The organism is Campylobacter sp. DY7 (assembly GCF_057802535.1).
The window spans coordinates 18628-42864 of sequence record NZ_JBYJAU010000001.1 but is presented as its reverse complement, the minus strand read 5'-3'; the positions used below and the strand labels follow the sequence as shown (position 1 = coordinate 42864).

At 27.8% G+C, this 24237-nt stretch carries 27 protein-coding genes; 9 read left to right on the top strand and 18 right to left on the bottom strand.

Features of this window, described 5'->3' with window-relative positions; all coding sequences use genetic code 11:
- Positions 1 to 229: 229 nt before the first annotated feature.
- Positions 230 to 1399 (bottom strand): acetate kinase, encoded by a 1170-nt coding sequence (locus AC1B00_RS00220; protein ID WP_488847575.1) that lies wholly within the window; start codon positions 1397 to 1399, stop codon positions 230 to 232.
- Positions 1400 to 1419: 20 nt separating this feature from the next.
- Entirely contained in the window at positions 1420 to 2874 is a 1455-nt protein-coding gene (pta, locus tag AC1B00_RS00215; RefSeq protein WP_488847574.1) for a phosphate acetyltransferase, read from the bottom strand.
- A gap of 69 nt (positions 2875 to 2943) precedes the next feature.
- On the opposite strand from pta, the gene flgH reads away from it, so the two are divergent.
- The 4 genes from flgH to AC1B00_RS00195 all read left to right on the top strand — a co-directional run bounded on the left by flgH (position 2944) and on the right by AC1B00_RS00195 (position 5406).
- Entirely contained in the window at positions 2944 to 3615 is a 672-nt protein-coding gene (flgH, locus tag AC1B00_RS00210; RefSeq protein WP_239818386.1) for a flagellar basal body L-ring protein FlgH, read from the top strand.
- A gap of 27 nt (positions 3616 to 3642) precedes the next feature.
- On the top strand, positions 3643 to 4161 hold the full coding sequence (locus AC1B00_RS00205) for a hypothetical protein (RefSeq protein ID WP_488847573.1): 519 nt from the start codon (positions 3643 to 3645) through the stop codon (positions 4159 to 4161).
- 80 nt (positions 4162 to 4241) lie between these two features.
- Positions 4242 to 4505: a helix-turn-helix domain-containing protein gene (locus tag AC1B00_RS00200; protein ID WP_488847571.1), complete on the top strand. Its 264-nt coding sequence runs from the start codon at positions 4242 to 4244 to the stop codon at positions 4503 to 4505.
- 61 nt (positions 4506 to 4566) lie between these two features.
- On the top strand, positions 4567 to 5406 hold the full coding sequence (locus AC1B00_RS00195) for an NHL repeat-containing protein (protein WP_488847570.1): 840 nt from the start codon (positions 4567 to 4569) through the stop codon (positions 5404 to 5406).
- Positions 5407 to 5424: 18 nt separating this feature from the next.
- Here the strand turns inward: AC1B00_RS00195 and AC1B00_RS00190 are convergent, their stop codons facing one another.
- From AC1B00_RS00190 to AC1B00_RS00165, 6 genes are all read right to left on the bottom strand, one after another.
- Positions 5425 to 6156, bottom strand: coding sequence for an IclR family transcriptional regulator (locus AC1B00_RS00190; protein ID WP_488847569.1), 732 nt, complete (start codon positions 6154 to 6156; stop codon positions 5425 to 5427).
- Between the two features lie 88 nt (positions 6157 to 6244).
- Positions 6245 to 8083 (bottom strand): transketolase family protein, encoded by a 1839-nt coding sequence (locus AC1B00_RS00185; protein ID WP_488847567.1) that lies wholly within the window; start codon positions 8081 to 8083, stop codon positions 6245 to 6247.
- A complete protein-coding gene (locus AC1B00_RS00180) occupies positions 8084 to 9124 on the bottom strand; it encodes a DUF7488 domain-containing protein (RefSeq protein ID WP_488847566.1) in 1041 nt (346 codons plus the stop codon). It abuts the gene before it with no gap.
- On the bottom strand, positions 9121 to 9423 hold the full coding sequence (locus AC1B00_RS00175; protein WP_239818380.1) for a YbaB/EbfC family nucleoid-associated protein: 303 nt from the start codon (positions 9421 to 9423) through the stop codon (positions 9121 to 9123). Before AC1B00_RS00175 ends, AC1B00_RS00180 begins: the two co-directional genes overlap by 4 nt.
- Entirely contained in the window at positions 9416 to 10756 is a 1341-nt protein-coding gene (locus AC1B00_RS00170) for a UDP-N-acetylmuramoyl-L-alanyl-D-glutamate--2,6-diaminopimelate ligase (RefSeq protein ID WP_488847565.1), read from the bottom strand. Before AC1B00_RS00170 ends, AC1B00_RS00175 begins: the two co-directional genes overlap by 8 nt.
- Entirely contained in the window at positions 10753 to 11025 is a 273-nt protein-coding gene (locus tag AC1B00_RS00165; RefSeq protein ID WP_239818530.1) for a NifU family protein, read from the bottom strand. Before AC1B00_RS00165 ends, AC1B00_RS00170 begins: the two co-directional genes overlap by 4 nt.
- Before the next feature lie 104 nt (positions 11026 to 11129).
- Between AC1B00_RS00165 and trxA the strand changes: the two genes are divergently transcribed.
- Positions 11130 to 11438, top strand: a complete 309-nt coding sequence (gene trxA / locus AC1B00_RS00160; RefSeq protein WP_239818378.1) for a thioredoxin — start codon at positions 11130 to 11132, stop codon at positions 11436 to 11438.
- A 5-nt stretch (positions 11439 to 11443) separates the two neighbouring features.
- Complete coding sequence (dapB, locus tag AC1B00_RS00155) at positions 11444 to 12178, top strand: 4-hydroxy-tetrahydrodipicolinate reductase (RefSeq protein WP_336611595.1); 735 nt, start codon at positions 11444 to 11446, stop codon at positions 12176 to 12178.
- 118 nt (positions 12179 to 12296) lie between these two features.
- On the opposite strand, the gene AC1B00_RS00150 is transcribed toward dapB, so the two are convergent.
- Complete coding sequence (locus tag AC1B00_RS00150; protein WP_488847564.1) at positions 12297 to 12860, bottom strand: C40 family peptidase; 564 nt, start codon at positions 12858 to 12860, stop codon at positions 12297 to 12299.
- Between the two features lie 72 nt (positions 12861 to 12932).
- On the opposite strand from AC1B00_RS00150, the gene AC1B00_RS00145 reads away from it, so the two are divergent.
- Both AC1B00_RS00145 and dcuC read left to right on the top strand, forming a co-directional pair.
- Positions 12933 to 13298 (top strand): DUF4878 domain-containing protein, encoded by a 366-nt coding sequence (locus tag AC1B00_RS00145; RefSeq protein WP_488847563.1) that lies wholly within the window; start codon positions 12933 to 12935, stop codon positions 13296 to 13298.
- A gap of 280 nt (positions 13299 to 13578) precedes the next feature.
- Entirely contained in the window at positions 13579 to 14889 is a 1311-nt protein-coding gene (gene dcuC / locus AC1B00_RS00140; protein WP_239818374.1) for a C4-dicarboxylate transporter DcuC, read from the top strand.
- Positions 14890 to 14926: 37 nt separating this feature from the next.
- Here dcuC and AC1B00_RS00135 read toward each other — a convergent pair whose 3' ends face one another.
- The 4 genes from AC1B00_RS00135 to AC1B00_RS00120 form a co-directional block, all read right to left on the bottom strand.
- Positions 14927 to 15805, bottom strand: a complete 879-nt coding sequence (locus tag AC1B00_RS00135; RefSeq protein ID WP_488847561.1) for a radical SAM protein — start codon at positions 15803 to 15805, stop codon at positions 14927 to 14929.
- Positions 15806 to 16067: 262 nt separating this feature from the next.
- Positions 16068 to 16592: a WYL domain-containing protein gene (locus AC1B00_RS00130; protein WP_488847559.1), complete on the bottom strand. Its 525-nt coding sequence runs from the start codon at positions 16590 to 16592 to the stop codon at positions 16068 to 16070.
- A gap of 70 nt (positions 16593 to 16662) precedes the next feature.
- A complete protein-coding gene (locus AC1B00_RS00125) occupies positions 16663 to 16803 on the bottom strand; it encodes a hypothetical protein (RefSeq protein ID WP_488847558.1) in 141 nt (46 codons plus the stop codon).
- A 159-nt stretch (positions 16804 to 16962) separates the two neighbouring features.
- On the bottom strand, positions 16963 to 18636 hold the full coding sequence (locus AC1B00_RS00120) for a DUF262 domain-containing protein (RefSeq protein ID WP_488847557.1): 1674 nt from the start codon (positions 18634 to 18636) through the stop codon (positions 16963 to 16965).
- Positions 18637 to 18930: 294 nt separating this feature from the next.
- Here AC1B00_RS00120 and AC1B00_RS00115 point away from each other — a divergent pair, with 294 nt between their 5' ends.
- On the top strand, positions 18931 to 19296 hold the full coding sequence (locus tag AC1B00_RS00115) for an ion transporter (RefSeq protein WP_488847556.1): 366 nt from the start codon (positions 18931 to 18933) through the stop codon (positions 19294 to 19296).
- Positions 19297 to 19327: 31 nt separating this feature from the next.
- Here AC1B00_RS00115 and mscL read toward each other — a convergent pair whose 3' ends face one another.
- From mscL to cybH, 5 genes are read right to left on the bottom strand one after another with little or no spacing between them, the layout of a single operon-like run.
- Positions 19328 to 19735: a large-conductance mechanosensitive channel protein MscL gene (gene mscL / locus AC1B00_RS00110; RefSeq protein ID WP_239818368.1), complete on the bottom strand. Its 408-nt coding sequence runs from the start codon at positions 19733 to 19735 to the stop codon at positions 19328 to 19330.
- Between the two features lie 48 nt (positions 19736 to 19783).
- On the bottom strand, positions 19784 to 21904 hold the full coding sequence (hypF, locus tag AC1B00_RS00105) for a carbamoyltransferase HypF (RefSeq protein WP_488847555.1): 2121 nt from the start codon (positions 21902 to 21904) through the stop codon (positions 19784 to 19786).
- Complete coding sequence (locus tag AC1B00_RS00100) at positions 21888 to 23030, bottom strand: hypothetical protein (protein ID WP_488847554.1); 1143 nt, start codon at positions 23028 to 23030, stop codon at positions 21888 to 21890. The genes hypF and AC1B00_RS00100 overlap by 17 nt, the downstream gene beginning before the upstream one ends.
- On the bottom strand, positions 23020 to 23592 hold the full coding sequence (locus tag AC1B00_RS00095; RefSeq protein WP_488847553.1) for a hydrogenase maturation protease: 573 nt from the start codon (positions 23590 to 23592) through the stop codon (positions 23020 to 23022). Before AC1B00_RS00095 ends, AC1B00_RS00100 begins: the two co-directional genes overlap by 11 nt.
- Positions 23589 to 24236, bottom strand: a complete 648-nt coding sequence (gene cybH / locus AC1B00_RS00090) for a Ni/Fe-hydrogenase, b-type cytochrome subunit (RefSeq protein WP_488847552.1) — start codon at positions 24234 to 24236, stop codon at positions 23589 to 23591. The genes AC1B00_RS00095 and cybH overlap by 4 nt, the downstream gene beginning before the upstream one ends.
- Between the last annotated feature and the right edge of the window lies 1 nt (position 24237).

Genomic DNA, 24237 nt, shown 5'->3' with positions numbered 1-24237 from the left:
TTTGTATTTATGAAAGATATTGCATAAAAGGTAAAAATTATTTAATTTAAATCAAAAATTCCAAATATTTTTAAAAAGTGTTACTTTTCGTATAAGTTAAATCATATTTTGTATATACGAAAAAATAAAAGAATTATATTTATGACTTAATGCAAAAAATAATTAAATTAAAGAATAAAGATTAAAAAGTTTTGGAATTTGAATTAGGAATTTCCTAATTCAAATTCTTTTAAATTAATGCTAAAGTTTGCTTTGCAATTGATAATTCTTCGTTTGTTGGAATAACTAAAATAGGATATTTTGAATCAGCTTTTGCTATATTTCTTGCTACTTTTTCACGCTTAGCATTCTTTTCTTCATCAATACTAAAGCCAAGGTGTGCAAGTTGCTTACAAACAGCTGCTCTCATTAAATCATCGTTTTCGCCAATTCCAGCTGTAAAAATTAGAGCTTTTGCAGGAGTTACTGCAAGGTATGAGCCTATGTATTTTGCTATTCTATAACAAAACATATCAAATGCTAATTTTGCTTTCTCATCGCCGTTTTGCATATTTTCTTCAATTTCACGCATATCATTAGCACCACAAATTCCTAATAAACCACTTTGTTTATTGCAAATTTTATCAAGTTCAACAACGCTTAAGCCTTTATTGTATGCTAGATAAAATAAAGCCCCTGCATCAATATCCCCACATCTAGTTCCCATCATTAAACCTTCAAGTGGAGTAAGACCCATTGAAGTATCCACGCATTTACCACCTTTAATAGCACTAATACTTGCACCATTTCCTAAGTGAGCTGTAATTGCATCAATATTTTGAACGCCTAAGAATTTTTCTGCTTCGCGAGTTACATACTCATGAGATGTTCCATGAAAACCATATCTTCTAACGCCATCTTCTTCATAGTATTTATTAGCTATTGCATAGCGATATGCGATTTCTGGCATTGTTTGATGAAATGCTGTATCAAATACTGCAACATTTTTAACACTTGGAGCAAGACTTATAATTGTTTTAATTCCTGAAATATTTGCAGGATTATGTAAAGGTGCTAATTTTACTAATTCATCTAAAGTTTTTAAGCAATTATCATCTACTAAAGTTGCTTTAATAAATTTATCTCCACCATGAACTACACGATGACCTACTGCTGCTAATTCGCTAAAATCTGTTAAAAGTCCGCTTTTTGCAAATAAATCACGAACTACTTTTAAGCCATCTTCGTGATTGTTTATGCCACCTAAATGCTCTAATTCTTTACCATCAAATTTAATTTTTGCTCTTGAATTACTTTCACCAATTTGTTCAACCAAGCCACTTGCAACGCTATCTTCATTGAAAAATAATTGAAACTTTAGTGAGCTTGAACCTGCGTTTAAAACTAATACTTTTTTCATTTTTCTTTCCTTTTTATAATTTATTGTGCTTGAATTGCACTAATTAAGCATGTATTTACAATATCTTCAACCAAACAACCCCTGCTTAAATCATTGATTGGTTTGTTTAAACCTTGAAGTAATGGACCAACTGCAATTGCTCCTGCACTTCTTTGAACTGCTTTATAACCTATATTTGCTGCGTTTAAATCAGGGAATACAAATACATTTGCTCTTCCTGCAACCTTACTATCAGGCATTTTCTTACTAGCTGTTGCAATATCTACTGCAGCGTCAAATTGAATAGGACCATCATATACTAATCCTTCATAAGCTTTTGCAAACTCGCAAGCTTGTTTGGTTAAATCCACACTAACGCCACTTCCGCTATTTGCAGTTGAATATGAAAGCATTGCCACTCTTGGCTCAAAACCAAAAGCTTCATAAGTTTTTGAACTAACATAAGCTATTTCAGCTAAGTTTTCAGGAGTTGGATTTGGAGTTACTGCACAATCTGCAAAATACCATACCTTATCACTTAAGCACATGAAAAATCCACCACTAACACTCTTTACACCTGGCTTGGTTTTTACTATTTGAAGAGCTGGGCGAATTGTATCAGCAGTAGAACATGCAGCACCACTAACCATAGCATCAGCATAGCCTAAATGAACTAAAAGAGTTCCGAAGTAGTTTCTATCTTTTATAAGTTCTTTTGCTTGTTCAATAGTCATGCCTTTTGATTTTCTAGCTTCAAAAAGCGCATTAGCACATTCATCATCTAATGATGAATTACCTGGATTATAAGTCTTTACATCATCTAAGTCAAGACCTAAATCACTAGCCTTTTGTGCTATTTCTTTATTGTTTCCTAAGATTATTAGTTTTACTGCTTTGCTTTCTAATAATTTATGAGCTGCTTTTAAAATACGCTCATCGTTTCCTTCTGGTAAAACTATTGTTTTAATATCGCTTTTTGCTTTACTTTCAAGCATAACTTCAAATGCCATTGGACTTACATATTCAGGCTTTTTAAGATTTAATAATTCATCTATGCTTGTGTTTTCGTTATATAAACTAGTATAGTTATGATGAATTTTAGCAAACTCAAATTTGGTTAAATCACTATCAATTACATAATTTAGATTTAATTCTTTACTAAGTCTTAGATTAATCCAAAATGTATCAAGACCACCAAAAGCACCAAAACTAGAAACTAAAACAAAATCATATTTAGCTTTTAGCTCATTAAACTTGATAATTATACTTTTATAAAAAGCATTCTCATTTTCTAAATACTTCTTAACTCCACTTTGTGTATCAAATAAATATTCTGTTTTGATATTAAAATCTTTACTTAATTTATCTAAACCACAAACACCATCTTCACAAGCAAGTGCTTGAAAAACTACCATATTAGGGTATTTTTTAGATAATTTAATAGCAAGATTATTTAGGTTTTCCCTGTTACTTTTTTGAAAGTAAATCGCATTCATTGCTACTCCTTCATTGATTAAATTTTGCTAGAGTATATGCCTAAAGTATTAATAAATAAGGAAAATCTTGTGAAAAAAATATATGCTTTTATTTTAGGCGTAATAATTTCAGGTTGTGGCTTAGCAGACCCACAAATGGATATGAAAGCCCCAACTTATGTAGAACAAATTGAACCTAAGGCTGAAAATAATTTAGGAAGTCCTGGCTCACTCTTTGGCAAAGGCTCAAACCCATTATTTAGCGACAATAAAGCAATGAATGTAAATGATATTGTTACAATAATCATAAAAGAAGATGCTTCGCAAAGCTCAAAAGCAAGCAAAAGCACTAATAAATCTACAAATACTAATTTAAACGCAGGAGTATTCGCAGGATTATTATCAAAACTTAATAAAAATACTGATATAGGATTTAATACTAAAAATACTAGTGATTTTAGTGGTAGTGGTCAAGCAAGTAGAAACGAAAAATTTCAAACCACGATAAGCGCTAGAGTTATAAAAGTTTTAGCTAATGGAAATTATTTTATAGAAGGAAAAAAACAGCTTTTAATAAATGGCGAAAAACAAATCGTGCAAATCTCAGGAGTAATTCGCCCTTATGATATCTCAGGGCAAAACACAATTGAGAGTAAATATATCGCAGATGCTAAGATACTTTATTCAACTCAAGGAGAGATTGATAAGGCTACTAAAAAGCCTTGGGGGACTAAAGCAGTTGAGACTATTTGGCCTTTTTAATTCCTATTCAAATTCCAAAGAGTTTATATGATATATTTACCTAATGAATTAGGAAAAATTAGTAAAAAGGTGATTAATTCAAATTATCTTAATCTTTGCCTTTATGAAAAAAGTAAAAATGATGATTTTTATGAAGTATGCTTTGATGATTATGCTTTAGTTTTTATAAACGAAGGTCAAAAAATAATTCATACAAAACAACAAGATTTTACTATTAATAAAAATGAGATTTTGTTTTTTACTAAAGGCTCATATTTAATAAAAGATTGCATTCGCAATAATTATTATAATTCAATCATTATTTGTTTTAAAGAAAGCATTTTGATTGAATTAATTTATAAATACAAATCTTTATTAACTAGTAATTTTGCTACCGATGAGCATATTTTTAAGCTTAATTCAAACGAGCTTTTAAACTCAATTTTTACTTCATTTTTGCCTTGTTTTTCTTATAAAACTAATGAAGAAATTATAAAATTAAAATTTGAAGAATTATTTTTAGCCCTACTTTATAGTAAAAATAATCAAAGTTTTATTACATTTTAAAAACGATAATAACTAATTTTAAATTACCATTATTTCAAATATTTTCATATTGCGAAAAAGATTTTCAAAATGTTTTAGAAATGGCAAAATTTTCAAATATGTCGCTTACTAGCTTTAGCAAAAGTTTTAAGCAAAGTTTTGGAATAAGTGCTAAAGAATGGCTTGATAATAAAAAATTTGAAAAAGCAAAATTCTTATTAGAATTTTCAAATAAAAATATCACAGAAATTTGCCTTGAAGTTGGGTTTAACTCGCCTGCTTGGTTTATTTCAAGATATAAAAAAAGATATAAAACAACCCCAAAACAATTCCAAAAAGCAAAAAACTTATATTTTTTACATTAAAACTATTAGAAAATAAAATTATTTTTTCTTATAATTTATACAAAAAAACAAGGAGAGAAAAATGAGGAAAATTATTTTTAGCATGGTTGCACTAAGTTTTGTTAGTGCTTATGAAATTAAAGAAATCAATACTTTTGCTTCACCTGAAAGCGTTATAGCAAATGATGATTATATTTTTGTATCAAATGTAGGAGCTAAATTAGAGCCACTAAATAAAGACAATGATGGCTATATAAATATAATTTCTAAGAAAAATGATAAATTAGAAGTATTTGCAAAAGATTTAAACGCTCCAAAAGGTATGAAAATCATTGATGATGTTTTATATGTTGTAGATATTGATACAATTTATGGCTTTGATATTAATACTTATAAAGAAGTGTTTAAATTAGTGATTAAAGATGCAGTATTTTTAAATGCTATTGAGAGTCTTGATGCAAATACACTTTTAGTAAGCGATACAGGAACTTACAAAATCCATAAAGTTGATTTAAATGGTGGAAAATATTCTGATTATTTAAATATTGATAAAGAAAATGGTGGTCCAAATGGCTTATTAATTGATGAAAATTATTTGTATGTTGTAGGCTATGATCCTAGCGAAAAAGATGGCGGAGCTATTTTAAAGATTAATCTTAGTGATAAAAGCATTGAAAAACTAAGCGATAATTTAGAGCAATTTGATGGAATAGTAAAAGTAGATAAAGATATATTAATTACAAGCTGGGGCAAAGAATTAAAAGGCTATATTTATAAATTATCAAATAATAAATTAGAAAAGCTAAATTTAAGAGACTTAAAAGGTCCTGCTGATATGTTTTATGATAAAAGCACAAAAACTCTATTAGTTCCTGAAATGGCTAATAATTCTTTATTAAAAATAAAATTAAATTCATTATGAGATTTTTCTCATAATGACTTATGAAAGATGTTCTTCTATTATCTTTTTATAATTTAACAATTCTGTTGTTATTATTTCTTTTTTCTCATCGTTTAAATGAAATTTTAAAATCGTTACGCTAATTGCTGCGAAAATCTCTTTATTTTTTCTAATAGGCACAGCAAAACAAGAAAAATCATCGTCATATTCTCCATATTCATAAGAATATCCTAGATTTTTACAATACTCAATATTTTCATATAAATCATTTACATTATTAATCGTTCTTGCAGTGTTTTGCTCTAAGATTTGCTTTTTAAATATTCTTTTTAAATCAGCCAAAGTCTTATCAAATAATAATGCCTTACCTAAAGCAGTTGCATTTGCATTCGCAACATCTCCTGCTTTTGTTTTTAAAGCGATTTTTTCATTTCCTTCGCTTTTGTGAAGATATATAACCTTTTTACCATTTAACATACCTAATTGAACATTTAATTTAATTTTTGCAGCTAATTCATCCATATAATAAATAATAACTTTTGTTGATTTTCTTTGCTCTAGCTCAGGATTTAGACAAAAAGATAATTTATAAACTTTATTATCGTAAGTTAAATAATCTAATTCACATAAGGTTTTTAAAATAGGATGCAAAGTCCCTACGCTTATACTGCATTCTTTAGCAATTTGGCTAATATTCAAACCTTCATCACAATTTTTCAAAGTTTCTAATACTTTTATAACCCTTAAAGTTGGTTGATGCAAATTTTCCACGATTATTCCTAAAGTTTAATTCCTATTTCAAATTCTTTCAAAATTACAAAGAATTTGAATTAGGAATTTCAAAAGAAATTCCTAATTTTTAAATCTTGATTTTATCAGCACTAAAGCCAAAGTGTTTGAATACATCTTTTTCTTTTCCACTAGCACCAAAACTATCCATTATTATAAGTTCATCGCAATATTTGTATAATTCATAAGACCTTGCAGCTTCAATTCCTATAACCTTTCCTTTTAATAAAGATTTATCAAATTCTTTATCAAATAATTCAAAGCAAGGCATACTTAATACATTGATATTTTTATCTTTTGCAACTTCAAGTGCGAGTGCTACTTCACTACCACTTGCAATTATTGTAGTGTCTGCAAAATCATTATATTTTACAAAATAAGCACCCTTGCTAATATCAGGAATGCTAGTATTTAAGCTAGGAAGTGCTGAGCGACTTAATGCAAATGCACTTGGATTATTTAGTTTAAGTGCGATTTGCCAGCAAGCAATATTTTCAGCCATATCAGCAGGACGGAAGGTGTATAAATTAGGTATATTTCTAAGAGTGCTGATTTGCTCTATTGGTTGATGTGTTGGACCATCTTCACCTACACCTATGCTATCATGAGAAAATACGAAAAACGCCTTAAGGTTCATAAGTGCAGCAAGGCGAATTGAAGGCTTTAAATAATCACTAAATACTAAAAATGTAGCACAAAACGGATGTAAGCCATATCTAGCCATCGCATTAACAATAGCTCCCATTGCATGCTCACGAATACCAAATGCTATGTTTTTGCCACCATCTTTTAAATCTTTAAAATCATTTAAATAAGTTTTATTTGATGGTGCTAAATCAGCTGAACCACCTAAAAATGTAGGAATTGCTCTAGCAATTTCATTTAAACAAGCGTGGTTGCTATCTCTTGTAGCATAATTTTTGCTTAAATCTAATTTAGAAAAATCTACATTTAATTCTTTTTTACCTTCTAAATAAGCAATGAATTCAAGTTGTTCTTCGCTAAATTTATTAGCTTTATCCCAATTTGCAAAATACTCATCACTTCTTTTAATCATTTCTTTAAAGCCATTTTTTGCAACTTCATCTATATAAAATTCTTCTTCGCTCCAAGAAGCTGCTTTTTTTGCTTTTAGCGCTAAGTCTTTTCCTAAAGGTGAGCCGTGAGTTTTCTCGCTACCTTCTAACTCGCAAGCACCCTTGCCTATCTTAGTTTTTGCAATAATTATGCTTGGTTTTTTAGCGTTTTTAGTCTTTTCTAAAGCTTGACTAATCTCATCAAAATCATGTCCGTTGATTGTAAGCACATCAAATCCAACGCTATTAAATCTAGCTACTATATCATCACGAAATGCGTTTTTTACATCGCCTTCAATGCTAATTTCGTTACTATCATAAATTAATACTAAATTATCAAGATTATGAACATTTGCTAAAGAACAAGCTTCATAACTTATACCTTCTTCTAAATCCCCATCTCCACAAAGGCAATAGATTTTATGATTTAAAGAATTATTTAATCTCGCACTTGCAAACTTTGCAGCCATTGCAAAGCCAACAGCATTTGCTACACCTTGTCCTAATGGGCCTGTATCAATCTCTACTCCGTGAGTTTTAATCTCAGGATGACCTGCTGCAAGTGAGCCTAATTGACGAAAATTTTTAAGCTCATCAAGACTTAAATCAAAACCACTTAAATGTAAAAACGAATATATAAGTGAGCTTGCATGACCGCCTGAAAACACTAATCTATCACGATTGATATGATTTTTTGTGTTTAAATTAAGCTTTGTGCTAAGAACTGCTAAAATATCGCTAAGCCCCATAGCTACACCAGGATGTCCGCTATTTGCAGCATTTATCATATCTACACTTAAAAACTTTAAATTATTTGACATATTTTGTAACATTTATATTCCTTTGTTTATAGTGATGAAGAATTGAAAATCTCCATTTTTATTCTCGTCTTTAATATATCTTTGAATTAATATATTTAAAACTCCGCCTTGCTGAACTAATTTATTAAACTCTGCTTTATTACGCACGATAACATTATTTACTCTTAAGATTTTATCTTTAAGTCTAAAACCCAAATTCCTATTTGAAATTCCTATAACATTTAAATTATTATCAAGGCTTATTCCTAAAGAATTTGAAATCTGAGTTTTAACGATAGCTTTTTTTGTAGTAAATACAGGTTGTTCGTAGATTTTAGGACTAACAACTGAGCTTATATTAATCTCTTCATTATCTCTTAAAACTTTTAGATAAATTGTGCTTTGATTTTCTGCAAATAATATTCTTTCATTTAAAGCTCTAAGCGATTCAATAGGCTTATCATCAATGCTTAAAATCTCATCATTTAATCTTAAATTACTATTAAAAGTAATTCCATTTACAAAATATCTATCCCCTCTTTGAGTAAAAGTTGCACCTATATCGCCCCAATAAACATCATTGTATTTTTTAAAATGATTTAAATAGCGATTACCTATAAATTCTCCATTAAGCAAACTAATACCTAAAACCTTGCAGCAAGGTGAGTTTAATAAACCGATTTTAGTATTAAAATCTAGCTTATCTCTTTCAAAAAGTCCTTGAGCTAAATATTTTAAATGACCTATATATTCTTTTTTAGGGTCAATTACGCCTAGCCAATCATTTCTAGTTTTTTTAGTTTCATCATCGGTTATAGGTTTAATTAGTGAAAAATCAGTTCTTACTAAATAAAGATTTAAAAATGGATCATATTTAATATATGAATTAAGCTTTGTTTCCGGTAGTTTAATAACTGCTAAAAGGTTTTCTTCTAAAACAAAAGCAGGTAAGCCTTCATAATTTAACATGCTTGATTTGTTCTTTTCATAACAAGCTAAAAAATCATCAAATGTAGGTCGCTCAACCCCAAATAAAGAAATGCTAAGCATTAAAGATAATGCTAGCTTTTTCATTGCCCGCCCTTTAAAAACATATCAGCAGCCATATTTTTAGTATTTGCACTAGCTTGTTCTAAAGCTTCGTTTAAAGCAGAAATCAAAAGTATTTGCATAGAAGATTTATCTTTTAATAAATCATCATCAATTTTAATATCAATTACTTGAAATTTTCCATTAACTTTTACTTCTACCATTCCAGCACCACTTTTTGCTACGAATTCTTTATTTACAAGTTCGTTTTCAAATTCTTTTGCTTTGTTTTGAACATCTTGCAACATTTCTTGCATTTTTGAAAAATCAAAATCTTTAAACATATTCGCCTTTCAATTTAAGTTTTTCTTCATAATTATTAATTTCTTCTAAGCATTCAATTGCAACTTTTTCATCTAAGAATGGATATTTTACACCTTTTATTTCTTGATAATCTTCATCGCCTTTGCCTAAAATCATAACACAATCATTTTTATTTTGTGCCATTAATGCTTTATATATAGCTAATTTTCTATCAATTACTATATTTATATTTTTAAGCTCTTCAGCACTTAAGCCTTCAATCATATCTTTTATAATTTCAATCGGCTCTTCATCTCTTGGATTATCGCTAGTTAAAAATAAAGTTTTTGCATAATGACAAGCGATTTTTGCCATAGGTGTTCTTTTGCTTTTATCACGATTACCACCTGCGCCTAAAACTACTATTAGTTTTTTATGTTTCATTGCTTCTAATACATTTGCAATTCCATCAGGTGTGTGTGCAAAATCTACTATGATTTCTCTTCCGTATTTATTAGAAATTTGTTGCATTCTTCCCATTACACCTGCATAGTTTGCTATTGCATTAATCAATTCATCTTTATTTGGCTTAACTAATTCATTTACACAAGCAAATGCAGCTAATAGATTATAAATATTAAAAACACCCCTTAAAGGTGAGCTTATTTCATATAGTTCATTTTTGATTGCAAATACAGCGTCAATTCCATCATTTAAAGTATAAGCTTTAACGCTATATAAAGCTGGATTTTCAATACCATATGTAATTGCGCCTTTTATATTGTATGAAAATTTATAAGCATCTTGATTTATTATTTTTAAGCACTCATCTTGAAAAAAACTCGCCTTGCATTCAGCGTAATTTTCAAATGTTTTATGAAAGTCTAAATGATCTTGAGTTAAGTTAGTATAAATTTTAGCTGCGAATTTCATATTACCATAGCGATTTTGTGCAATTGCGTGAGAACTTACTTCCATTACAAAATATTCGCAATTATTATCGGTAGCTATTTTTAAATAGCTTAATAATTCTAATAAAAATCCAGTGGTTAAAGACTTATTTGCAACTCTTTCATCATTACAAAAAGCCCCACGAGTTCCACATAAAAATACCTTTTTTCCTAAATCGATTAATATTGAATAAATCGCAGCAGCCGTTGTGGTCTTACCATTAGTTCCGGTAATTCCTATTATTTTTAAATCTTTATTTATATTTAATAATTTTCTTGCTTCTTCTTCATTAATTATTAAAGCACCTTTGTTTTTTGCATCATTTTCGTATTTGGAATTTGAATTCGTAATTAGAAAATAACAGCCCTTTTCACATTCGTTTGAATTATCTGTTATAAAAGTTTCATTAATTTGTATTTTCATAGTTTTAAGAAAGCTTCCTTTCCACCTTCTAAGTTGATTAAAGTTAAATCATTATCAATTTGCTCTTTTAAAGCTCTTTCTAGCCCTAATTTTAATGTAGTATTTGCAGCAGCACAACCATGGCAAGCCCCAAGTAATTTTATATAAACTACACCATTTTTAACACCTAAAAACTCTAAATCTCCGCCATCATTATGCAATATATGAAGCTTTGATTTTAATACATTTAAGCAAGGCTCAATTAACTCTTCATCGCTAAATATCATAATTTTTCCTTGAATTATTTTTATCATTATTGTGCTTAAATAAAATAAATATTCATTAACTAAGTTAGATAATAATTTTTATTTACAAATATTTTTAGGAGATTAACATGGCAAAAGAATTAACAAGTGAAAATATTAATTTAGCTAAAGAAGGCGTTGCATTAGTAGATTTTTGGGCACCTTGGTGTGGACCATGCAGAATGCTTGCACCTGCGATTGATGAATTATCAAATGAATTTGAAGGTAAAGCATTAGTAGCAAAAGTAAATATTGATGATTGCGAAGACTTAGCAGCTGAGTTTGGTATTCGTTCAGTTCCAACAATGCTATTTTTCAAAAATGGCGAAATCGTTGATACAGTAATCGGTGCTCAAGCAAAACAAGCTTTAGCTGATAAATTAAACGCATTATTATAATCTCCATGATAAATCTAGCAGTATTCGGAGCAAATGGTAGAATGGGCGTTGAGCTAGTAAAACTAGCTTCAAACGATGAAAATATTAATCTAATTTATACTTTTACTAAAGAAAATTCTAATTATGATGAATTATTTAAAGCTCAAGTTATAATTGATTTTTCAGCACCTGCTGCTAGTATGGAGTTATTAAAAAAAGCTAGTGCTTTAGCAAATCCACCTGCTTTAGTTGTAGGAACTACTGGACTTAGCGATGAATATTTTAATCTAGCAAAAGATTATAAAGGTAAGTTCTTTTGGGCTTCTAATACTTCTTTAGGGGTTGCGATTTTAAACGAACTAACAAAAATTGCCGCAATGGCATTAAAAGATTTTGATATTGAAATCTACGAAAAACATCACAAATATAAAGCCGATGCACCAAGTGGAACAGCTTTAACTTTAGCAAATAATGCAAAAGAAGCAAGAAATAAGGCTTTAAATAAAGAACACGCAATATGTTTTAATAGAACACAAAAAAGACAAGATAATGAAATAGGACTTGTAAGCCTTAGAGGTGGTAGTGTTGCTGGTTATCATAGTGTGGGATTTTATGGAGATGATGAAAGCGTAGAGCTAATTCATAATGCAAATTCTAGAATAATTTTTGCCAAGGGTGCTATTAAAATAGCAAAATGGCTAGTAAATAAAGAAAATAAAAATTATTCAATGAGTGATTTTGTAAAAGAGCTTTTAGATTAACGATAAAGCTCAAATATCAATAAACTTCTTAAAACAATATCGGTTATAATTAAGTCCTTTTCACTACAAGCAGTAAAAATAAGGGCGAAAATTATAGCTATAAGAATTTTAATTGCGCTCATTTTAAATAATCCCTTTCTTCAAAAATTACTTCATGCTCTAATTTTAAAAACTCACTAGGAAGTAAATAATAACCTTTATTAATAGGTAAATCCAAATAAGTCTTATTAAGCTTTATGTTTAAATATTTTTTCAAATCATTATAAATATATGTAGTGCAATATAAAGCATTTTCACTTTCATCTAAAACAAAATCACTTTTTAATTTAGCTTTTAAATCATTAATTAATTTTTCTTTATCTTTTAGATTTTTTAATCTTATAATTTTTACTTCTTTAGCACCCTTTAAAAAATCCTTTAAATCAAACTGAACTACCCCACTAAAGCCAAAATCTTCATAAGTAGCATGAAGAATCTTAGTTGGATTAATACTAGAAATTATTCCTATGTGAGTGTATTTTGAATTAGTAGCTAACTTTATTAACTCACTTTCAATTCCTATACCTTCTCTTAAAATCAAATCTCCAAGCATTAAATTATTTGGAATGCTAAATGAAGAAATATTTAAATTAAAGTATAAATAAAATATAAAAATATTAATTAAAATTATTAATTTTTTCATAAAAACCTTTAATTTATAAATTATTTATTAAAATTTATATAATACTTTTTATTACTTATTGAAAGGAAAATTATGAAAAAATTATTATTAACAATTGTTGCATTTTTGTTTGTTGCTTGTGGCGGAACAAATCCTGAAGATATTGCTAATAAATTTTTTGAAGGTGTTTTTAAAGGAAAAGTTGATAGTGTAGTTGAGTGTTTTAAATACAATCAATATACCAAAGAAGTAGTAAAAGGCAAAGTATCTATGATGGTTTTAACAGCTAGTGAAAAAGCAAAACAACATGGTGGTTTTAAATCAGTAAAAACAAAACTAATAAACAAAACCGAAAATACTGCAAAAGCAATAACTACTTTAATCTTTAAAGATGGAACTAAAATAGATGAAAATGTATCGCTATACAATAAAGATGGAAAATGGTTTATACAAATGTAAAATAATCTAAATTCCTAATTCAAATTCCACTCAAAAAAGCTAGAATTTGAATTAGGAAATACAATAATAATTATTATTTAAAAATAAAAATACTATATTAAAAATTAATCTCAAAATATAATAATACTTTAATAAATTTACTTTAAATGCCTATTTTATCAAATAATACTATTTTTATCTTTTATTTTAAATTTCATTATTATTATTAAAAATTTACGAGATTTAGTTAGTATTAACATAAAAAATATTTATTATTTTTTTAACAATTTAAGGAGAAATTATGGGTACATTCGCAATGATTAAAATCGCTATTGCTTTAATTGTAGTTATTGCAACAATAACTCTTTTAATCAAGCGTCATGAATCAAGAATGGTTCTTTTTACAAGTGGTGTGATTTTATGTATTATCGCAGGTGCTCCTATGGATGCACTAGAAGCTTTTACAAAAGCTATTAAAAAGGCAAATATAATTGAGCCTATCGTAGCTGCAATGGGTTTTGCTTATGTTTTAAAGCTAACTTCGTGTGATAAGCATTTAGTTCATGCATTATCAAAAGTATTAAAATATGCAGGGATTTTCTTAGTTCCTGGTGCTGTATTGATTACTGCTTTTATTAATATTTCTGTTACATCTGCTGCTGGTTGTTCTGCTGCTGTTGGTGCTGTTATTATTCCTTTACTTATGAGAATGGGAGTTCATCCTGCACTTGCAGCTTCAACTGTTTTATTAGGAACTTACGGAAGTGCTAACCTAAACCCAGGCTATCATCAAACAAATATCGTTGCTGAAGTTAGTAAAGTTGATGTTATGGAAGTTATTCATTATGAAGCATTTTATTTTGGTATGAGTGCGATTATTTGTGCTATTGGATTAATGATAGTTGGAATTGTGCTTAAAGAATATAAAGGTTATGTTCCTGAAGATTTAGAAAATGATGATGAAAACTTTAAAATTAATCCTATAAAAGCTATTGTTCCTATTGTTCCTGTTGCTATACTTTTAATTCTTAGCAATTCACATTTTAAAGAATGGTATGAAGCAAGCTTTGCACTTAAAGTGCCAAAAGTTGGAATCGGTCATGCAATGATTATAGGTTCATTACTTGCATTCATCACTTGCATTAAAGATGTAAAAGCTGGTGATGTTATGAAGAAGTTTTGTGCTGGTATGGGAGAAGGATTTTCTCATGTTTATGGAATAATCATTTGTGCAGGAATATTCGTTGCAGGTCTTAATGCGATGGGATTTGTTCAACAATTAATTGATTTTATGAAGTCAAATCCAAGCATTGCAACATTTATTGGTTCGGTTGGAACTTTTGCTCTTGCTTTAATTACAGGAAGTGGCGATGCAGCAGGAATTGCATTTAATCAATCAGTTACTATTAAAGCTGCTGATATAGGGCTTGACCCAGTTCATTTAGGTTCAGTTGTAACGGCTGTTGCAGGTCTTGGAAGAAGTATGAGTCCGATTGCTGGTGCGGCTATTATTTGCGCTACTTATGCTAAAGTAAATCCAATTGAACTAGCAAAAAGAAACGCACTACCTACAATAATTGCTGCTATTGTTTATACGATAGTTGCTATTTAATTTAACTTTCCTAATTCAAGAATTTGAATTAGGAATTTCATTTATTTAATTTATAAAAATTAATATCATTTATCTTTGCTAATTCAACGATATTTTTTTCTAGCAATTCTTTTAATAATTCTTTATCATTTATACTTATTTCATCTTCGCTAAGCGGTCTTAATTCTAAAGTTTTTAGCAAATCATCATATATTTTTTCGTTTATTGTTCTTGAAATAATATTTACATTAATATTAGTAAGTAAGCTTGCTAATTCTCGTAATTTTTCAAAATTAACAGCCTTTACATCATAATCACTTGGTCTATCAATAGTGCCTAAATCAAGCCTTGAAGCTTTTATATTTTTTAAGATTTCATTTAAAGCTATAAAATCTTCTTTATTATCATTAATTCCTTCCAAAACCAAGCATTCTAAAACAAGTTCGCCTTTATAAATATTACTAAAATTAATAATTCCTTGAATTATTTTTGATAAATCTATGTTGCTTCTATCAATCTTGCGAAAGACTTTTTCATTTACACTATCAAGGCTAAGTTTTACAGCGTCAAGTTCTAATAAAGCTTTTTGAATATTTTCATCAAAAATAGTACTTGCATTGCTTAAGATTAGTGATTTTGCATTTTTTTTAATTTTATTAATTTCTAAAATTAATTCCTTTAAATTAGGATATAAAGTAGGCTCTCCATTAGCACTTATGCTAATATAATCTAAATCCTTATGAATATCTAAAGCCTTTTTTAGCTCACTTACAATATATTCAACGCTTAAATTAGCTTCATTTTTGTGCTTTATCTTTGCCTTTCCTAACTCACAATATAAGCAATCAAAATTGCAACATTTCTCATTAGGACTTAAATCTATACCTAAAGATTTTTTAAATCTTCTTGAATTAATTGGACCAAAAATTACCTTCATATTTATCCTTAAAATTAATAGAATTTGAAATAGGAATTAAGGTTATAATATAACCTGACAATTTTTCAAATAATCAAATAAATAATATAATAAAAGCTTTTCTATTTTACTAAAATTAATTACATTAAAATTTTAACATAAGCAGTAAATCAACATATAAAACTAGATAATTTATTACCTAAATTTAATAAAATTCAAATAGATAAATTAATTATTTTTTATTCTTATAAACAATTTTATTTATATTTTATAAGGCTTAAAATTATTGCTGGTTTAAATATTCTAAATACTTTTGTATTATTTTTTCATTTTTAGAAGCTAATTCTTTTGGAGCTAGAATTTTTACATAAGGTATAAACCTAAACACAACGCTGAGCAATTCATCATCACAACTTACCATTGTGCTGATTATAAGTTTGTCGCTAGTTTTATCTAAAATTTTTTGATTTGCTAGGATTTTATGGTTTAAAAAATACTCTACTCCTAAGCTACTAATTTCTAAAATAGCTTCAACCTTATCACAACTAGTAAAGAAAAAATCACTATCTTTTTCAAGCTCTTCTAAGACCTTTTTATCATGCAAAAACTCATCTTTGCATATATTTATAGCCTTTAGCTTGTATAATGCAAATGTTTTTATAATATCATTTTCAGTAGCTACTAAATACCATGCACTTAAATGACTTATAAGCTTATATGGTTTTAAGGTTCTTGGTTTATTATCGTAATTTACTTTTATGATTTTTTGAAAGATGATAGCCTTGCATAGGTTAGTGAAATCACTCATATTACAAATCTCACTAATTGGCTGAAACTTTATAGGAAAATACTTACTTTCAGAAAAATTTTCTATAAAATCAATTGCAAATACCCCCCCCCATGATATTTTTTAACAAATTTATATAGTCGTTTTTATAAGTTTTTAAAATCTTACTATCTTTTATATAATACCTACCGCTATCATCTTTAGCAATAGATAAATGCCCTAATCTTTGCATAATATCACGCTGAATGGTTCGCTCACTTACTCCGTATTCAAGTGCTAGTTCGGCTTTGCTAAAACGCTCTTTATTGTAAATTCCAATTATTCTTTCTATTAGTAAATCAACTAAATAATATTCTTATGTTTTGGTTTTAAACCTTTCTTGTATTTCTAATTATTTATAACTCCAAGTTGATATAATGAAATTTATAAATTTTTCATTTCTTTTATTTATCGCATTCTTATCCCATTTATCATATCCACTAATTTCGCGCATATGTAATAATGGAGAATTTTTATAACTATTTTGTTTTTCTTCAAAAGGACAATTTCCTATACTACTATTATGTGATTGTGGTAACAAAAGCAAGTTGCCAATTGAATCTAAATAAGAATTTATAAATTCTTCATCATAATCGCAGTAACCAGAATTTATATCTTTATTTTCATCTTCTGGTGCAATATGCTCTATACTAGGCTTTATAATTTCCTTAATAGAAAACAAATACCCTCTTGTAGTAGCATTTTTATCTCTTAAGTAATTTTCATATCGTAATAATATATAAGGTATTACTCTGTAATTGTCATGATAAATATTATAAATCATATTTATCATATTTTCATCTCTCCAATACGAATTCTTATCATTACATTCTTGTTTTAATTTATTTATCAAATTTTCTAAACTATTAAAATTTTTTAAAACTGAATTCAATCTAGAAGCTAAATTTGCACGGGTTTTTACCATTCTATCTCTAAAAGCAATTATTTCCAAAGCTTTAAAAATTTCATTTAATTTTTCAAAATCATTCCTATATATTGAATAAGCTTTAATTATAAAAGGATACACAGTAGCAACATCCAAATATATTAAATATTCTTTGAATTGATTATTAGAATTTTGAAAATCTTTAAAATCTACAAAAGCTATCTTTAACTCTGTTACATAATTTTTTATCCATTCTATTTTATTCTCAGCTTCATTTAAATATTTTTTATAATTTAAATCATTGTCATTTTCGCGATAAGAAAAACCAAATTTCGATTCATTAAAATATTTTAATACCTCATCCTCACTTGCTATTTTTATATCATTGATTATTTTGTAAATATTTTTAAAAACATCTGTTAGATTATTTAACTCCATTTCGCATCGTTCTTCATTTAAATAAACATATAATTGATAAGACAGATAAGACTTTAACTTTTCCATATTTGTTAGCTCTTTACCTCTATTGTTTTGCAACTCAAACATTAAAATAGAGTCTCTTTTATTCTGAAATTCTACACTAATAATACTTGATTTCTTAATAATTTCCAAGATTTTCAAAATATCACCAATTTGCATTTTTTTCAATTCTTTATAAAAATAATCTTTAGCTTCTAGTATATTTTTTTGAGATGGAGTTTGAGGGTTATGAGTAGGTAAGTCTTTAATAATAGTATTATAAAAAAAATCATTGTCATAGTCTACCGCGTGCAACTTGGGGATGTTTCTATAAATCAAAAAATCTTCCTCTATATACTTTAACAACTCATTACTATTTAAAGTTTCATCTAAAGCAAAATTTACTTCTTTTAAAACATTTAAAACTGCTCTTGCAAAAATAATTATTGTTGTTATTCTTTGTTGACCATCTATAATATCCAAATAATCTATGTTATTTAGTTTTTCTACTAATATATTTCCAAAAAAGTATCTATTTTCACCCTTTATTGATTCTTTAAGATCATCTAAAAAAACTTTCCAATTTCTACTCTCCCAAGAATAAGCTCTTTGATAAACAGGAATATTGTAATGTTTTTCACCTGTAAAAAATTCTCTAATTGTTATTTGTTTAGGATTCATTTTGACTCCTCTTATTTTTTAATTTTAGTTTATATTATAGCAAACTTTTCAACAATTTAATTCTTAAAATTCCTACTTTAAATTCTTTTAAAAACCAAAATAAAAATTCACAAAGCATACTTACTAAAAATACAACAATTATCTCTTTAAATTTTGATAATAAATATTTATACATATTACAACCACATTTAATACAAATATAATATCAAGTTTTGCTGCAACAAAGCATGAACGCATAGATGTTTATTAAACTACCTTTTATTGTATTTAGATAAAACTTAATATAGTACATCTATGAGATTTGTATGCTCTACTATGCTTTTTGCTGTGCCACAAATCATTAGTATTGTTATGCTTTTGTTACTGTTTTACTACATTTATGGGGTGCTTTGTTGCAATCTTTTTGCTGCTAATATGAGTGAGCATTTTGGCACTTTACAAGATAGTTTCTTTACTCTTTTTACCATTATGACGCTTGATGGAGGTTCAGCTATCGTTAAAGAAGCTATTGGGGTTTATCCTTATGCTTGGGTGATTTTTGTATCTTTTATACTAATTTGCACCTTTATCATAATGAACCTAATCATCGCAATTATTGTAAATAGTATAGATGAGATTAAGAAGAAAAATGAAGAAAATAATTCTAAGAATATGATATAAATTAAGCTAATCGCTAAGATTAGCTTAAAAATTATTTGTTTTTTAATAAATCTCTAATTTCGGTTAGTAGTACAATATCTTCTGCAGGTGCAGGAGCTGGAGCTTGTTTTTCTTCTTCTTTTTCTGCTTTTTTAAGCTTATTGATTAGCTTTACAACAACGAAAATTGAAAAAGCAATGATTAAAAAATCAACAACATTTTGAATAAACATACCATAATTAACAGTTACATTCTCAGCTTCTTTAGCACCTTCTTTGATAACTAATTTTAAATCGCTAAAATCAACTCCACCTGTTAAAACCCCAACAATAGGCATAATAATATCGCTTACAAGTGAGCTTACAATCTTACCAAAAGCAGTTCCAATAACCACACCAACAGCTAAATCCACAACATTGCCACGCATAGCAAATGTTTTAAATTCTTGTAAAATTTTCATAATTAATCCTTTTTGAAAAAAGGCGTGATTTTATCAATATATAATAAATTAATCCTTAAAATTCATATTATTTAAGAAGTAATTAAGTTGTCCTAAAGCAATGCAACCATCATTTATAGCAAAGTCTTTTGGAGTATAAAATTTATATTCTTTATCTTCTAAAAGCAGCCTTAAAATAGTTTTGTTACAAAACACTCCGCCACTTAAAACTGCTCTTTTACTAAAGCTTAAAGCTTTAATTATATAAACAATTGTATTTATAAACTTAGTGCATGCAAGCTCAGGAGCTTCGTTTATACAACTTGCAAAAATATCTTTATAATTTATAATTCCTGATTCAAATTCTACCTTATAAATATCTTTTATATTCTCGTTATAATAGCTTTCTATTAGCATTCCTGAATGTGCTTCAAAATCGTTCTTTTTTAACCCACAAACAAGATAAGCAAAAGCGTCAATTATCCTGCCAAGTGAGCTTGTATAAAGCTTGCAGTTTTTTAAGGCTATATCATAATTATTGTTTATTTTATACGGTAATTCGTATTTTTGCATAATAGCATAGGCTAATAATTCATTATTTTTAACATTCACTAATTTAAAATTATCAAAAGAAAACGCAGTATTAATTATATTTCTTGTAATGTCTAGCACTTCGCCACCACTTATATGATAATTATTCTTAAATCCCGTGCCATCAAAACAAAATGCTCTAATATTTTTAAGATTTAGGCTCATTGCATGGGCTGCGTGATGATAGATTTTTATAATTTTTGTGAATTTGTTAATTCCTATTTCAAATTCTTTTGTGATTTTTTCGTGGTATAAAAAATATGGGTGTAAATCAGCCAAAACATAATCAAATTTGATTTTATAATTACTCACAAAAAATCTTAAAGTTTTAATGAAATTTTCATAAACACTAATATCTTTTAAATCCCCTATGAAAGGTGATTTTATACAAAGCCCATTTGTATATATTAAAAACTCGTTTTTTTCTTCCATTCCAAGAGCAAGAATATTTATATTTTTCTTTATTTTATGATGAAAATAATGCGGCGAAAAGCCCCTAGCACTTCTTAGATGATGATAAGTATTATTAATTACTTGCCCTACACTATCATCAATTTTATTAATAATTTTTCTATTATGATTTATTATTAAATCAGGTTTTAATCTCTTAAACTCGCTTTTTTTAGAATAAATCATTTCGCCACTCATATTTGCACTAGTAGCTACTAATGCAAAATCAAGCCCCTTAAAAAGTATATGAAATATAGGTGCAGTTGGTAAAAATATACCTATTTGGCTAAATTCAAAATGTATATTAAAAGCAGTTTTATTAAGACTTTTAAGTAGCATTATAGGTCTTTGCTCACTTTTTAAAACTTGCTCTTCTTTTTTTGAAATTTCGGCGTATTGCTTAGCCATTTTAATATCTTTAACCATTATTGCTAAAGGTTTTTTAGGTCTTTGCTTTAAAGCTCTTAGTTTATCAACCGCTTTGCTATCGTTTGCATTACACAATAAATTAAATCCGCCAACACCTTTAATCGCTACAATTTTGCCATTTTTAAGATATTTTATAGCCTTTGCTAAATCTACACTAAGCCTTGCCCCACAGCTATTACATGCAATAGGCTCAGCAAAAAACCTTCTATCATCAAGGTCGTTATATTCTTTACTGCATTCATCACACATAATAAACTCACTCATAGAAGTGTTTATCCTATCATAGGGGATTTTTCTTATCACGCTATATCTTGTGCCACAATTAGTGCAGTTTATAAAGGGATGATTAAATCTTCGTTTTAACTTAGGATTGTTAAGCTCTTTTATGCAATCCTTACAAGGAGCGAAATCTGGCAAAATAACTGCTAGATTACGCTTATCTTTACTTGGTTTTTTGATAATAAAATCATTATAAGTTTCATTAGTTTTGGTAATGTTTACTTTTTCTATACTTGCTAATGGGCGATTTTTTTTAAGGATTTGTTTTAAGTCTTTTATAAATTCTCTAGCTCTTTTTTCATCGCAATCAAGCGCTAAGCTAGCTCCTAAAGTATCGTTTAAAATATAGCCATTAAGTCCTTTTGCTTTGGCTAATTTGCAAACTTCAGGGCGAAATCCTACTCCTTGAACCTTGCCTGTTATATTAATTAAAACACTCACTATTAGCCCATTTGCTAATTTTTAAATGTGGATTTAAAAATGCGTTGTAGCTTAAAAACGAACTATACTCTATAAGCTTTGTGCTTATGTATCTTTCATCAGTATTTAAATTTCCAAGCATTTTTACAAGCCCTTCAAAAAACCCTACTTCAATCATCGCTGCATTTGCTAATCTAAAGCTCATTAATGAAGAGATTAATTTTGCTATATTTAAGCCGTTTTCATCAATTATAAAATCAACTCTAACGCCCTTTGTATAATTATTAGGAACTAACTTTAAAACATCGCTTTCTAGTATTATATTAGCAAGTTTAATTAGAGCAAAAATATTATCTTCAACTAATTCAAAATCACTCAATCTAAATTTCTTTTCGTAATTTGCCAAGAGTTTTTCTCCATGCTCTAAGCCTTTTAAAAGTTTAATCAAACTAGTCTTATTTTTAGGTAATTTAAAGCTTAATTTATCAATATTAAAAGCATTTGATAACTCATTAGTATAAGGATTTTGAATAACACAAAATGTATCGTTATAAGGCTTAATTATCAGTGCGTTTTCTGGCTGTTTTATATAATAAAGCTGGGTGTTTTCTTTTAATTCATTATATAAATCTTTATTATTTGCAAAACCTACATATAAAAAATCTTTTAGATTATGAGCCTTTTTATAAAGTGGTTTTAGTGCAAGTTTTATAAATGGTTTTTCATAAGAATTTAGCAATATTTGAGTATTTTTATCACATACAAATGCTTTTTGTAATAATTCATAATTAGCTATAACTACAAAATCACTCTCATCTGTTTTTTCATAATTTTGCACTTTTAATGCTAAATCATCAAAAATCTCATCACAAAGATTTAAAGGTAATTTTGAAATTCCTATTTCAAATTCCTTTCTTTTTTCGCTTTTTTCTTCGCTTACATTAAAATCTTGTAAAAATAAAAAATAAGGAACTTTTTTAATAAGCTCATTAAACTCTAAAATCTTTTCGCTTTCATCATTTAACTCTAACGAAAACTCATTATTTTCATAAAAAAGCTTATAATTTATATTGATTTTTTTTACAATATGGCTTAAAAATATTCCAAAATCTTTTAAATTAATCTTAAAATCATACCTAATTAACACTGCTTAAATTCCTATAATTATTAATCGCTTTTTCAATACTAAAATCACCTTTAAACTCTAAGTTAAAACCATCTTTGTTTAATTCATTTAAAAGAGTTTTTTGTAATTTAACAAAAGATTTTTGAATACTTTCACTTAAGCCAATCTTCATAGGCTCAAGGCGATTTGGAACAATTCCTAAAATTTTGCACTCTGGCAAATCACCAACTAAATTCATAAAATTAAGCATCATTTGCATTTCAAGCTCATGCGCACTGCCTTGATAATTTATATTGGTTGGAACTTGCTTATAATCAAAAAATACAACATCACCTACTTCTAAATCATCAGCATTAATGCAATCAACCACATAAACTTTATCAAAATCAGCAATTATATGAGCTAAATTCATAGCCATTGTTCCGCCGTCTAAAAATACTAATTGAGTTGAAATTCCGCTTTTAAATTCCTCTTGTATTAAAGGATTAGGAGCTAGATTTTTCCTAAAATACTCAAGAAAAATAACTCCAGCTCCTTCATCACCTATTAAGATATTTCCAATTCCTAGAACTAAAACTCTCATTTATATTTATATCCACTAAATATAGCGTCCATTGCACCATCTTTGCCTTTGATAGCATTAAATACAGCCATATAAATATGAACTCCTACAAAAATCATAGTAATCCAAGTTAAAATATGATGAAGAATTCTAACATAAGCAAGTCCGCCAAACATTTCTTCAAATGGCTTAATAAACGGAGTTATCATAGCAGCAAAACCTTCATGATATACATTTATATAAAGCACGAAACCTGTTAAAATCAGCAATGCTAAAACAATATAAAAGAAAAAATAGCTCACAAATTGAAGTGGGTTATAAACACCTTGCAAGTGTGGATGCTTTCCTAAAAATAAATAAAACTTAATTTGCTCTATCCAAGTTTTAATACTAAAGCAATCCTTTATACTTACACGCTCTTTATGGCTTAATTTATCAAAAATAAAAAGATAAAGTTTAAAGATAAAACAAGCTAAAAGAATAAATCCAGCTACATTATGCACGAAGCGAAACTTTGCTTGCATAAATAGATTTGGCTCAGTTGATTTATCTGGCGAAATAAATACACTTGCTATATAAAAGCCACTAATACAAAGGGCTAAGATAGCAAAAGCTCTTAGCCAATGAGTAGCCCTAAGACCAATAGAAAACTCATAATGTTTCATA